This is a genomic window from Flagellimonas spongiicola, assembly GCF_023502425.1.
Classification (GTDB): Bacteria; Bacteroidota; Bacteroidia; order Flavobacteriales; family Flavobacteriaceae; genus Flagellimonas; species Flagellimonas spongiicola.
Map to the genome: position 1 here is coordinate 1,134,062 of NZ_JAMFMA010000001.1, position 13,015 is coordinate 1,147,076.

Annotated in this window: 11 protein-coding genes; 5 read left to right on the forward strand and 6 right to left on the reverse strand. The window is 38.4% G+C overall.

Annotation, left to right across the window (positions count from 1 at the left end; all coding sequences use genetic code 11):
- Positions 1-44 precede the first annotated feature (44 nt).
- Positions 45-3,047, reverse strand: a complete 3,003-nt coding sequence (locus tag M3P19_RS05310; protein ID WP_249656594.1) for a carboxypeptidase-like regulatory domain-containing protein — start codon at positions 3,045-3,047, stop codon at positions 45-47.
- 160 nt (positions 3,048-3,207) lie between these two features.
- Here M3P19_RS05310 and M3P19_RS05315 point away from each other — a divergent pair, with 160 nt between their 5' ends.
- The 3 genes from M3P19_RS05315 (at position 3,208) to M3P19_RS05325 (ending at position 5,723) form a co-directional block, all read left to right on the forward strand.
- Positions 3,208-4,176: an NAD(P)-dependent alcohol dehydrogenase gene (locus M3P19_RS05315; RefSeq protein ID WP_249656595.1), complete on the forward strand. Its 969-nt coding sequence runs from the start codon at positions 3,208-3,210 to the stop codon at positions 4,174-4,176.
- Between the two features lie 13 nt (positions 4,177-4,189).
- On the forward strand, positions 4,190-4,618 hold the full coding sequence (locus tag M3P19_RS05320; RefSeq protein WP_249656596.1) for a DUF1801 domain-containing protein: 429 nt from the start codon (positions 4,190-4,192) through the stop codon (positions 4,616-4,618).
- A gap of 145 nt (positions 4,619-4,763) precedes the next feature.
- Positions 4,764-5,723, forward strand: coding sequence for a hypothetical protein (locus M3P19_RS05325; protein ID WP_249656597.1), 960 nt, complete (start codon positions 4,764-4,766; stop codon positions 5,721-5,723).
- A gap of 34 nt (positions 5,724-5,757) precedes the next feature.
- Here M3P19_RS05325 and M3P19_RS05330 read toward each other — a convergent pair whose 3' ends face one another.
- Together M3P19_RS05330 and M3P19_RS05335 are read right to left on the reverse strand one after the other, a co-directional pair.
- Positions 5,758-6,969, reverse strand: a complete 1,212-nt coding sequence (locus M3P19_RS05330; protein WP_249656598.1) for a glycosyltransferase — start codon at positions 6,967-6,969, stop codon at positions 5,758-5,760.
- A gap of 61 nt (positions 6,970-7,030) precedes the next feature.
- A complete protein-coding gene (locus M3P19_RS05335; RefSeq protein WP_249656599.1) occupies positions 7,031-8,542 on the reverse strand; it encodes a DEAD/DEAH box helicase in 1,512 nt (503 codons plus the stop codon).
- 257 nt (positions 8,543-8,799) lie between these two features.
- On the opposite strand from M3P19_RS05335, the gene M3P19_RS05340 reads away from it, so the two are divergent.
- Positions 8,800-9,663: a sigma-70 family RNA polymerase sigma factor gene (locus tag M3P19_RS05340; protein ID WP_249656600.1), complete on the forward strand. Its 864-nt coding sequence runs from the start codon at positions 8,800-8,802 to the stop codon at positions 9,661-9,663.
- 425 nt (positions 9,664-10,088) lie between these two features.
- Here M3P19_RS05340 and M3P19_RS05345 read toward each other — a convergent pair whose 3' ends face one another.
- Together M3P19_RS05345 and M3P19_RS05350 are read right to left on the reverse strand one after the other, a co-directional pair.
- Positions 10,089-10,442, reverse strand: coding sequence for a hypothetical protein (locus M3P19_RS05345; RefSeq protein WP_249656601.1), 354 nt, complete (start codon positions 10,440-10,442; stop codon positions 10,089-10,091).
- An 8-nt stretch (positions 10,443-10,450) separates the two neighbouring features.
- Positions 10,451-11,239, reverse strand: coding sequence for a hypothetical protein (locus M3P19_RS05350; RefSeq protein ID WP_249656602.1), 789 nt, complete (start codon positions 11,237-11,239; stop codon positions 10,451-10,453).
- 146 nt (positions 11,240-11,385) lie between these two features.
- Between M3P19_RS05350 and M3P19_RS05355 the strand changes: the two genes are divergently transcribed.
- Positions 11,386-12,474: a dipeptidase gene (locus tag M3P19_RS05355; protein WP_313791612.1), complete on the forward strand. Its 1,089-nt coding sequence runs from the start codon at positions 11,386-11,388 to the stop codon at positions 12,472-12,474.
- On the opposite strand, the gene M3P19_RS05360 is transcribed toward M3P19_RS05355, so the two are convergent.
- A complete protein-coding gene (locus M3P19_RS05360) occupies positions 12,461-12,889 on the reverse strand; it encodes an acyl-CoA thioesterase (RefSeq protein ID WP_249656603.1) in 429 nt (142 codons plus the stop codon). The genes M3P19_RS05355 and M3P19_RS05360 overlap by 14 nt on opposite strands.
- Between the last annotated feature and the right edge of the window lie 126 nt (positions 12,890-13,015).

Here is a 13,015-nt window from a genome sequence, read left to right on the forward strand (position 1 = left end):
ACCCAACTCAATACCGGCTTATCATTGTTTTTTAGGATTCGAAATCAATAAAACAACATGCCATTTGCAGTTATGTTCATCACTTTGTACTTCACATTTCTTTGACGGAGTGTAATCAACTTAATTTCTTCTTTGCCTGTTTGGTTGTTTTTCAGTGTGAACTTTAAGTATGTCGGTAGATTCGCTTGATTACCCATATAGGTCATGTTGATCAGCCAATCTCCTTGAGCTGCGTTTTCAATATCGAAAATTTCAGATAAATTACCTGCTTCTGCTTCCTTTTTTGAAAGCCCAGTCGTGTTGTTCCAATTAAAAAATCGTTGATTAGGCCCAACAAATTGCAATTCAAACTGTGTATTTGGGTCATTCCATTCTACAATCAGACTTAAATCACCCAAAACTTCGCTTGGAAACTTAGTACGGTCTACACCAATAATTTCTCCATGGGTTTTAACCAATTCCAAAATTTCCCGCTTAACTATTATATCCAAACCTTTATCATTAAGGGTTTCACGGTTATTGATGTAAGACTTGTAGCGTTGCCATGCCTCTTTGGGTTGATCTAACACCACATTCACTCTCGCCAAATCACGAATTGCTTGTGGAGAGGGATTCAATTGATGTATATGTTCATAAACAAGTTTGGCTTCAACATTATTTCCTTCTGATTCATAGGCATAGGCCAAAATTTTAAGCGCATCTTCATTTTCCGGAAAGACCTCCATTAAGTTAGACTGTACGCGATTTGCCAATTGGAGGTTTTTCCAGTATTCAAGAAATCCTACACATGCTTCGCGATAAAAACTAGGTATGGAACCATATTTTTTTTGTTCCACTATGTATGTGTCGTAGGCATTTTCCAAAGAGTTCGCGGCAACAATTCGCTGTACATAAGCGGGTTTACTGGATATGCCTGTGGCCAATTCAATGGCATCATCCTGATATTGATTGCTTGGTTGAACATTTGAAGGCTTAATTTCTTCATCAAAGGTATTACTGATGGTCCGAACCAATATGACACCCCCTGGAGCAAGGCGACCATATTTTGCAGTACTCCAGCCCAAAGGCATTATGGTAATATCCTTGATATCGTGTAAATCAATATGGTTTGGCGGATTTGTTGGCGGATACACATGACCGTCAATGTCCCAGGCCAAAGCCCTGCCACGTAACAGTACCATTTCGTAATCTTCTGGGTATTTTCGAACTACATCCACCCCAGGAAATTTACCTTCTAACGCATCCATAAGTGTTTGGGCTGATCTACTTATTGCCGAACCTTCCATTTGTTTCACACTGAAACCCATCTTTTCCATGTCCAAGGTTCCAAACCGGGTTGAAATGTTCTTCTTTAATGGTTTCTCCAGTTCTTTACTCATTTTATCTTCTGAAACCACTACCTCTTCCAAGGCGGTAATTCCAATTGGCATAATGACTTTTAGCATTCGAGAACCCGTATTTACTACTGAAAATGCATTTTCCCTACCTGGATAAGAAAATTCTAAGATCTCCCCATCAAAAGCCTGAATCACAAAGTTGCCATCAGCATCTGTTCGCGATTGCCTATTGGAATTCCGTACTTGGACCAAAACGTTTTGTAAAGGTTCTTCCAAATCACCAACACTGCCCTTGACCAGAGATGCTTTTTTAACATCCAGCCTAGTGGTATAATCCAAATTATCCTTAATGTTATATTGAGTGTACGAAACTGCTTGAGCGGCATCACCCAATTTCTCAAGGTTTAAATAGTTGCCACCATGATCTTCCGCCAACGTTTTTAAGTATTTGTGATTGGCATTATGTTGCCCATTGATGATGAACAATTCGCCCGTCCAGTCAATACCAAGATCATCAGGAAAATACTTTCCATCTGTAAATAATAAGGTATGTGGGCCAATAACCATGGTTTCCCAAAGTTTTTGACTTGGACCACCGTCATAACTACTCGCTAGTAATTCGGTTTTGAGTTCGTCCCAATTCCCTTTTCTAATTTGAAAGATTTTTTTCGGGAACCATTCGTTGCTAAATTGCTGTAATTCCACAGTAACATCGCCTAATCGCTGTAAATAGGCATTAAGAAAATCCAATTCCTTGGCGATGTTTCTTTCCTTCATGGATCTTGACTGATCCCACAGTAATGACACAACTGTTGGCTTTTTTCTTTCGGCTATAGCCGTTTTATTGGATTTTAATTCTGTTTCTTCTACTTCTGATGTGTTCAAGTGATATGCTATGGTTACGCCTTTTCTCATGCGTTTCCATTTACCTTGGCTAACCACCCTAGTATAAGATCGAGCGCCATCATCAAATGCAGATATACCAATACCTACTCTACCTCCATAAATTTTAAGGAGCTCCAGACTAATAACAAAATGATTCTTTACTACAATATTATAGGGTGAGAGGTCTATGGTTATGGTTCCTTGCCGTTGTTTAATGGTGTGAAGAATGTTCGCTTTGGTTCTATTTTTTCTTGGAAGACCTTTATGTAAGTCGTAAATATTGACACGTACCAAAATACTATCCGAAATATTGGCTGCTACATTGAATGATACATCCTCTAATTTCAAGGGACCTTTTCTTACCATGATTTTTGAGGCATGCTCTCCTCCTAAGGCCAGACTATCGTTCCAAAATCCAAAGAGTCTGCGTGAACTACTCTCATAACCGATTCGCCGGTTATCTGCATCACTTTTTTTGACCACCACGCCATCAAGTTCATACGCTGCAGCCTGGAGCAATATGATAGGACTTTCATTTAATTGTTCTGAGAAATCTGCAATAGAAAATTTCAAAGTTTCATATCCGATTCTTGATATTTGGATGGAATCATAGGATTTCACAGCTTTGGAATTCGCTTCAATTTTAAAACTGCCATCAAAATCGGAAACCGTTCCAATGTTTTTAGTCAATACTCCGATGTTCGCAAAGTCTACTGGCTTACCAGATTCCACATCAACCAAACGTCCTTCAAGATGCGTCTGACTTGATGCAAAAAAAGGGATTAACCCACATAAAATAAACACAGAGAAATTCAATGTTCGCATTGTTTCCAGTTTTAAAAGATCTACCGCAAAACACTAGTAGCATCTTACCTTCCAAGTCATAAATTACGGTAAGTTTGTGAAACCTATAAATTAATAGCGATAAATACGCTTCCACTTATTAAAATTCTAGAACTTTAGTACCGAAAAGAGCAAAATATTCATGAAAGTTTTTACCGTAAAGAATTATGGAACTCCAGTTGACGCCCTTCAAATTGAAGAATGTCAAATCCCTAAACCAGGAAAGGACGAGATTACATTAGCGGTCAAAGCCACCACCATAAACGATTATGATTGGGCAATGATTACCGGAAAGCCGTTTATTTATCGTTTGATGTTCGGATTACTAAAGCCTAAAAACGCCATTCCAGGAATGGAATTATCTGGAATAGTTACATCAATAGGTGACGAAGTTGGCACTTTTAGCGTTGGTGATAAGGTCTATGGTGATATTTCTGACCATGGTTTTGGCACTTATGCGGAATATGTTTGCATAAATGCCAATGCTGTGCAAAAGATGCCGGAACAAATGGACTTTGTTCAAGCGACTGCCCTACCCCATGCATCACTTCTGGCTTTTCAAGCATTTAAAAAAGTTGGGTTATCCAAAGGGCAGCGCGTATTGATAAATGGTGCTGGAGGAGGGGTTGGCACGATAGGTCTTCAATTGGCCAAACTCAAAGAGTGTCATGTCACTGGTGTGGATTCAGAAATGAAATTGGAAAAGATGGCATCACTTGGATTTGATAATGTGTTGGATTACAGAAAAATTGACTTCACTAAAATGGATGACCAGTATGATGTCATCTTAGACTGCAAATCTACTCGCTCCATATCTAGTTTGAACAAAGTGTTAAATCCAACTGGAAAATACATAACAGTTGGCGGTAGCATTGGAAAATTGCTTCATCTTGCCGTGTGGGGGAAGTTGGCCAATTGGATTACTGGAAAACATTTCGGAATTCTGGCCCTTAAACCCAATCGAGAATTACATCGAATTGCAGCGTTATTTCAACAACAAAAACTAACTGCATGTATTGATGGGCCACATTCATTTGATGCTATTCCCAATTTGGTCAACTACTTTGGAAAAGGCAATCATTTCGGAAAGGTTGTCATAATTTTGGATTGATAAGTTTCAAAACATGTCAGAACTTAAGATTATAACGGACCAAGCTTTCGAAAACAAATTAAATGGATATCCAAATGATGTATCCGTCTTAATGGACAATCTGCGATCTTTGATAATCCAAACGGCTAGGGATATTGATGGACTTACTGAAATCAAAGAAACACTCAAGTGGGGAGAACCAAGTTTCATCACACCAATCGGTAGCACATTGCGAATGGATTGGAAAAGTAAGACCCCGAACCATTATGCACTTTATTTCCAATGTTCAAGTCGTCTGGTGGTGACCTTTAAATCCATTTTTGGCAACCAACTTAAATTTGAGGGGAATAGAGCTATTATCTTATCAATAGGCACTGAAATTCCTGAAGAAATCTTAGTTGATTGTATCAAGGCAACACTTATGTATCATACAGTCAAGCACTTACCAACTCTCGGAATTTGATTGATTATCGATAAAAATTGGGATTTGTTGCCTCCAAAACATAAAAATAATCCGATTTTTCTTACCTTGTAGTTTACTGAAAAGTTCCCTTTAAGATTTTATTCATTCTCAATGTTCGACTACGGTCAAGAATCAATTGTTAATCATGAATAGACAATTATATACATCAGGGAAATTTGTCTTACGTATACTGCTTTTAGTGGTTTGCCTGTCATTTAGTTCTTGCAAGAATCAAAAAAAGCAAGAGAATTCAGTGTCTCCAATTCTTAAAGCCAATGTAATAGAAATAGTCACGGATAATATGGATTTCCAAATGATGGATACCATTAAGTCCGGGTGGAACACTTTTAGGTATATCAATAATTCCACACAAACGCACTTTGTTCTTATAAACAGTTACCCTCCAGGGAAATCCTCCAAGGATGCAGAGGATATCATTGCCCCTATTTTTGAAGCTGCACTTGCATTAATCAACGAAGGTAAACAAGATGAGGCCTTGTCAGTTTTTGAACAATTACCGGAATGGTTCAAAGAGGTGCAATTCATAGGTGGAACTGGGCTACTATCGCCAAATTCCATCTGTGAAACTACTTTGTATCTCGAACCTGGCGATTATATGTTGGAGTGTTATTTAAAGATGCAAAATGGGATGTTTCATACCACAATGGGGATGACCAAAGACCTTGTAGTATCTTCTACTAAATCTGGAAATGAAGAATTGAAAGCTACTATTAACTTGAGCATATCAAGCACAGAAGGGATCTTCACCAAAGATTCCATAGTTGGTGGTCTACAAACCTTTTCCGTTCACTTTGTTGATCAAATCAAACACGAAAATTTCGTTGGTCACGACCTTAATCTTGTAAAGATTGATGAAGGTTCCGACTTGTTGGCATTGGAACAATGGATGAACTGGGCTACACCAAATGGTCTTATTGAACCTTCGCCAACGGGCTTTACTTTTTTGGGAGGTGTTAATGATATGCCAGCAGGTGGAACAGGTTATTTTACCGCGCAATTGGACCCTGGTAGTTATGCCTTAATCTCAGAAGTTCCAAATGCAACTTCTAAAGGGCTGTTGCGAACCTTTGAGATTAGGAAATAGTTACTTCAGGATGTCAGATGTTAAAACATAAGTCTTAATTTCTGTTCTTCTCCTCAATCCACTTACCCATGTATTTTGTTGCAGCTAATCCCTGTTGTAGAAGCATTCGTCCAATAATATTATCGTTACGAAAAGTTGTCAGACTGGTATGTAACTCCTTAATCCGCTCTTTTAACGCTGTTCGATGTTTGTCTTTTGAATATACTCTAGATACAATGTTAAATCCATTGGCCTGTGCTTCCTTCCAAACCATTTCATTTTGATACAAGCGGACCGCATTATGTACAAATTCCTCCCAATTATGAGATATTGCACCCGACCATGGCATGTCATCATACATTCCTTCTGCTCCAATGGCTGTGGTGATGTTTGGAGTTCCATTACACATTGCATCGGTCAATTTGCCCTTAATCCCCGCCCCAAATTCTATCGGCGCCAAAAGTAAACGGGCATTTTGTAGGACTTGGTCCAAGTTTAATATCCAACCCATAATTTCAAATCCTTCTTTGGGTTTATGCATTTCCAATACTTGTTGGGGTAAATAGGCGCCGATAATTTTCAGTTTTGCATCTGGGATTTCGTTCCGAATCAACGGCCATATTTCTTGTTTTAGCGTTTTTATAGCGTGGATATTCGGAGCATGTTTTCCATTTCCAATGCATACAAAATCCGTTCTATCCTTGTAAGACGGCCATTTTTTTATTTCATCCTCAGTTGGAATATCCAACATAAATGGAAGGTGCATTAACAAGGATTCAGGAACAGCTGCTTCCTTGACAAGTAGTTCTACTTCTACCATTGAAATCATCAATGTTAGATCCGAGCGAAAAATAGAAGCAAGTTCCCGCAATGTCATGGGATGTTGTTTCCATCCGCCTAGGTTTTTTTCTTCTCTTGATTTACGTAAGGAGTGTAAATCTTCAGTATTCAATATGCGAAGTGTATTTGGAAGAATATCCGATACACGCCATCCAAATTGCTCTTCAGTCATAAAACGGTCAAACACAACAATTTCAGGATGCAGTTCCATTAGAAACTCATCAAAACTTGAATTGTTCAATTGTAATTCAACACAATCTACCCCTTTTGAAAGAAAATTGTAACTAAATTCTGTTTTACTGGACGTGGACCCAAATGTAATTTTGTATCCAAAATCTAGAAAGGCATCCACCAATTGAAGCATGCGTTTTCCGGCAGCAGTTGTGCTAGGTTCCGGCCATACATGCCCAATAATGAGGATATTCATATGATCATCAATGATTTAACTAGACAATCCTAGTAATTGCTTTCCCTGAAAACGGCAAAAGTTACATCAACGCGGCAAATTTCTTGGAGATGCTAGAACGTAATTTACGCTCATAATCCTCTTCCAGCCACTCCTTGTAGTTTTTGGTGTTGTTCATAATGCAATAGGAATATTGGCGGACACGATAAGCAATTTCTTCTTTAAGTTCTTTGGCCAAAATTCTTGCATCAAAGACATCTTCACTGTTTTCCACACAAATTTGGGCATGTTGCTCAATGCTTCTTTCAAGAACTTCTTTCGATTTTCTTCCCTGCGCGAACACTTTCTTGTATTCTTCCTTGATGTCAAAAGTGATGTTTTCCGACTTGCTGAATTTGGCTTTTAAGTCATCTGGCATCTCATAGACGAATTCTCGTTCTATGTCCTCATCATTCTTGATATTCTCCAAATAAAAGTCGGGGAAATGAAAGATTTCTTGCCAATCCACAGGAGAATCCCAGGGGCCGAACCTCGCAATATTGTTTCCTAGATCTATTACTGAAAAATCATTCTTGCCTGGAATAATTCGCGAGCCACGACCAATCATTTGGAAATAAAGTGTCAGCGATCTGGTTGCCCTATTTAAAATAATGGATTGAACTGTTGGTTCATCAAAACCAGTGGTTAAGATACTCACCGAAGTCAAAATAGCTTCCGGGGTGTTCGCAAACCATTCAAGGATTTCCTTTCGCTCAGATGCGGTATTTTTATTATCTAAATGCCGGATATTGTATCCTGCTTTTTTAAAAGTCTCATACACGTAAAGCGAAGTACTGATCCCGTTGTTGAAAATCAGTGTTTTGGTGCCTTTGGCCACATCTTCATAGGCAGCTAACAACTTACCCAGCATGCTATGATTACCGTAGAATTCATCCGAAGATTTTACGGTATAATCTCCATTTATACCCAGTTTTAAAGTTCTTAGGCTAACATCATAATTATAGAGGTTAGCTTTGGCCAAAAACTGTTTACTTATAAGCGATTTGATAGATTCCCCAATAATCAAATGCTTATAGTTATCCTTCATTGGAAGCTTGATATTGGAACTTAGCGGCGTAGCGGTTACCCCTAATATCGTAGAATCTTCAAAGTACTTGAAAAGTTTCCGGAATGAATTGTAATGTGCCTCATCAATGATGACCAATCCAATATTATTGAGTTTGATCTTTTCTTCCTGCAATCGGTTATTAAGTGTTTCTACCATTGCAACAAAGCACATATACTCATCTTGATCGTAGAGTTCTTTTACTTCGCTGTTGATGATCTTATTTGCAACTCCAAAACCATGTAGCATCTTAGAGGTTTGGCCACTTAACTCAATGCGGTGTGTGAGAACCATTACCTTTTTTCCCGTGTCTTGAATGTATTTACGTGTGATCTCAGAAAACACCACGGTTTTACCTCCCCCGGTAGGCAATTGATACAGAATATTGGTGCCTTTAGGTAGCTCGTTAATATGCTGGAAAATCTTCGTGAGATCCTCCTGTTGATAATCGTATAAGTTCTTTTTGCTTACAGCTCTTTCTATCTCCAACTAATAAATGGATTAAATGTTCCAAAATATCAAACCTTACAAAATTAGCGGTTTTTTATATGTTGCTATTGATTTGTGGTCGCAATTCTATCAAGATACTATCAACAATTTCTTAGACCTCTGATAATGAATCACTTTCCGTTTTTCTAATAACATTTTGATAACAAAAACAAATCCTGTTTGGAAATTTGTCTTTTATGGTGTATTATGAATGCTTAAAATCACCGCATTCCTAACACAGCAATTTAGTACACCACATGAGGCAGTTAAAAATCATTAAGCAGGTTACCAACCGTGAATCCAAATCCCTCGATAAATACCTTCAGGATATCAGTAAAATTGAACTGATCACTGCACAGGAAGAAGTGGAATTGGCTCAGAAGATTCGCACTGGAGATCAGGCTGCCCTTGAAAAGTTGACCAATGCCAACCTCAGATTTGTAGTTTCGGTGGCTAAACAATACCAAAACCAAGGTCTAACTTTACCAGATTTAATCAATGAAGGAAATTTGGGCTTGGTTAAGGCGGCACAACGTTTTGATGAAACCCGCGGATTTAAGTTTATTTCCTATGCGGTCTGGTGGATTAGACAATCAATTTTACAAGCCTTGGCTGAACAATCACGTGTGGTACGATTGCCTTTGAACAAAATTGGTTCCATTAACAAAATCAAGAAGACTTTCTCGTATTTAGAGCAAGCGCATGAGCGCCCACCGTCTGCGGAGGAAATTGCAAAGGAGCTCGATATGACAGTATCCGAAGTGAAGCAGTCCTTAAAAAATACGGGGCGTCACGTTTCTATGGATGCACCATTGAAGGAAGGTGAGACGTCTAGCTTATATGATGTATTGAATTCTAGTGAATCACCGAAGCCGGATAAAGATTTAATGCATCAATCCCTGTATACTGAAATCAATAGAGCACTGGAAACGCTATCACCTAGAGAGGCCGATGTTGTTCGGCTTTACTATGGAATTGGCGACCAGCAATCCATGACTTTGGAAGAGATCGGGAGTACTTTCGATTTGACTAGAGAACGTGTACGTCAAATTCGGGAAAAGGCAATTCGAAAACTTAGACATACCTCCAAGAGCAAGATTCTTAAATCCTATCTAGGCTAATTAACTACTATAAACAAAAAGAAAAGGGTCGCTCATTGCGACCCTTTTTAATGCTTTATACCCTTTAGGGTGCTATGGACGACTTAGTTGACTGATGTTGAAATCCGTCAACATTTGATTTAAATCCTGAATAAAACTCAAGTAAGCCGTATTTTCCTGGTTTTGATTTTTCATGAACTAAGGTTTTGGGGTGTTTGTTCTATAAATAATCCAACTCTGCGAGTTCGTTTACGCTCAATATTTCATTTAATTCTTGAAGAAATGCCAAATATTCTTCACCGTAGGTATCGTATAACATAATTATTAAGTGGTTTTTGTTTGGGGTTATACTTATAACGTGAACTTACTGTAAACATTATGAGTCTACAATATTTTGTGGTAAAACAGGTGATTTTAGTGGTGTAAAATGTTAAAGAAAAAAGGGCCTAAACATCAAAGATATCCAAGGGTACCCCAAAATCCATATCCAAATCTGGATCCAGTTTGGATGGCTCAATATTGAACTCGTCATAAATAAAACAGAGATCCATGGGAAGCAGTGTTTTTTCTGAAGGATCCGTAATTCCCAGCTTTTCCAGGAGTGCATTCCTTACTTCAAAGGCTTTGCCACTGATCATATGATTGGAGTGGGTTTCCAATTCTTCCAATAACGCCAGGTCTTTTTTATCTCCAATTTCCAGCATCTGATCAATCAATATCAGTTTGCATTCCAAATCGGAGGCATGCTCCATTAAGGGGTAAAAAATACTCTGATGATATTCAGGAAGGTTTTTAACCATCTTATAATTTACATATTTCTCAGGACATCTATTTCAAAATCAACCAATTCCTCCACTTTTGGGTACTCCACTAGGAATTGTTGATATAGAAAATTCAAGTATTTAATGTCATTGTCTGTCTTGCAAACGGTACTCATTTGTTCCGTGATTTCAAGAAGACTTACCGTTTTCATCATTTTCAGGCAAGCTTGGATTTTTTGACAAGCAAAATCGACACCTCGGAAATTCTCAGTTTGAAGATGAACCTTGATTTTGCCAATGAATTCTAGAATATTCTGTTTGTAAACCCGCACCAATTCTTCCAATAGCTCCATTTGCCCCATACATTCATCTAAAACAGGTCTTAGATTTACTTTTTGGGTTGTCAATAGAGATTCTAAATTTTGTTCTACGGTCGTAGTACATGCTATGCCCTGCTCTACTTCTTCTGTAGGGGCATTATCCTTTAATCGCTTGGAGACTTTATACAAGCTCATTACTATTTCACGTTGACGTTGGTCCAAATTGGTTTTGTCCAGCATTGCGATTAGCGCCAAGAGCTGTGTGATATTATTTTCTTTTTCCAGCTGTTTATCTTCAATTGCGCTGGAAGCTGCTTTAATTCCCACTTGATCGTAGATCACTTCCAACTGATGCATTTCTGGTACGCCAAAGACTTTGTCCTCCAATCCATTTTTAAAAACATCAAATGACTTTTTAAGCTTTCCAGCCTCTTCGGCCCCCAATTCATCGTAGGAAAAACTACTCAATCCAATTTCCAATTTTTCTAAATAGGTCAATAATTCTCTAGTTCCCAAACTATCCAAGATTTATGGTTCTTAACTGATTGAATATGCCATAAACCCATGGATAGGACAACAAAATGTTCTATACCGCCTTCAAATTGTTGTCAAAGTGCTTTATTTGTAGGTGTGCATATCAACAACAACTTAAAATCTGAACATTGGAGGAAATAGTGCGTAAAATCCATGACAACATAATCACCATAGATTCCCATATTGATATCAAAGTACACAACTTTACCGATAGCAATAATTACACCCAAAACTTAGACACACAATTGAATTTGCCCAAGATGATAAAGGGGGAACTTGATGTGGCTTGGTTGATTGTATATTCCGCCCAGGGAACATTAGACGATGAAGGTTATTCAGAGGCCTCGGACAATGCTGTTTCCAAGTTTGATGCCATTCACCGATTGTGTGAGTCTTATGCTCCAAACCATATTGAAGTTGCACTGAATTCCAACGATGTCCGAAGAATAATAGACGACGGTAAGAAGGTCGCAATGATCGGGGTTGAAAACGCATTTCCGATTGGTGAGGATTTGAGTCTTTTCCAAAATTATTTTAATCGCGGAGCTAGATATGTTTCTTTATGCCACAACGGACATAATCAATTCTGTGATTCCCACACTGGGGAAAAAGATAACGATTGGCTGCACAATGGTTTAAGTGACATAGGTAAAGTAGCTGTAATTGAGATGAATAGACTAGGTATCATGGTCGATGTCTCCCATCTATCCAAAGCATCCATGATGCAAATTTTGGATATCAGTAAAGCACCTATTATTGCTTCGCATTCTTCTGCCAGGGCACTTTGCGATCATAGCCGCAATTTGGATGATGAACAATTACTGGCCCTAAAACAAAATGGAGGTGTAGTACAAGCCGTTGCCTTCAATTCGTATTTGAACGAGTCCAAGCATGAAAGTTATAAGGCATATCTGGAACGAAAAGACAAAGATTCCGGTCTTGCAAGTGAAAAAACCCCGGAACCTGTTAACGTTGGGGACTTGGTGGATCATATCGACTATATGGTGAATCGTATTGGCATAGACCATGTGGGCATTAGCTCAGATTTTGATGGTGGCGGCGGTATAGATGGCTGGTCTGATGTTTCTGAAACACCGAATGTAACCCTTGAATTGGTAAGGCGAGGTTATTCTGAAAGGGAAATCGCCAAACTTTGGGGTGAAAATCTGTTACGCGTTTTGGATAGCGTCCAAGAAATAGCAGCTAAATTGACTTAGCAGCCCTTTCCTGTTCTTCCTTTTCCTTTTTAGCCAATCGGTCCTTAACGTATTCTACCTTGGTCTTACCATGAGCGGTTGGGTTACCTTTATCATCCAGGTTGACCATAATAATATTGTCCACAGTCACGATGCTTTCATGGGTCATTTTATTCCGCACTTCGCAGTTCAAGGAGATGGATGTATGGCCAAACTTTATAACTTCAATACCGATTTCCACAATATCACCGACTACTGCAGTGCTCATGAAATTGATTTCAGACATATACTTTGTTACCACTTTCTTACTCTCCAATTGCACAATACTATAGAGGGCGGCTTCTTCATCAATCCATGCCAAAACCTTGCCACCAAATAGCGTCCCATTGGCATTTAAATCTTCGGGTTTAACCCATTTTCTGGTGTGAAATCTCATAGCAATTCAATTTTAATAATTGGAATACGCTGCAAAGCTTTAACATTTGTGGTGAAGCATAAATAATTTATTGTGTTTTAACAAAAAGTTTCATTAATTCTAAATTATGTTAATCAAAAAATAAAC

What these genes read in the sequence shown, in the direction of transcription:
- M3P19_RS05310 (WP_249656594.1), bottom strand. Translation starts at nt 3,047, where the DNA reads ATGCGAACATTGAATTTCTCTGTGTTTATTTTATGTGGGTTAATCCCT.
- M3P19_RS05315 (WP_249656595.1), top strand. Translation starts at nt 3,208, where the DNA reads ATGAAAGTTTTTACCGTAAAGAATTATGGAACTCCAGTTGACGCCCTT.
- M3P19_RS05320 (WP_249656596.1), top strand. Translation starts at nt 4,190, where the DNA reads ATGTCAGAACTTAAGATTATAACGGACCAAGCTTTCGAAAACAAATTA.
- M3P19_RS05325 (WP_249656597.1), top strand. Translation starts at nt 4,764, where the DNA reads ATGAATAGACAATTATATACATCAGGGAAATTTGTCTTACGTATACTG.
- M3P19_RS05330 (WP_249656598.1), bottom strand. Translation starts at nt 6,969, where the DNA reads ATGAATATCCTCATTATTGGGCATGTATGGCCGGAACCTAGCACAACT.
- M3P19_RS05340 (WP_249656600.1), top strand. Translation starts at nt 8,800, where the DNA reads ATGAGGCAGTTAAAAATCATTAAGCAGGTTACCAACCGTGAATCCAAA.
- M3P19_RS05345 (WP_249656601.1), bottom strand. Translation starts at nt 10,442, where the DNA reads ATGGTTAAAAACCTTCCTGAATATCATCAGAGTATTTTTTACCCCTTA.
- M3P19_RS05360 (WP_249656603.1), bottom strand. Translation starts at nt 12,889, where the DNA reads ATGAGATTTCACACCAGAAAATGGGTTAAACCCGAAGATTTAAATGCC.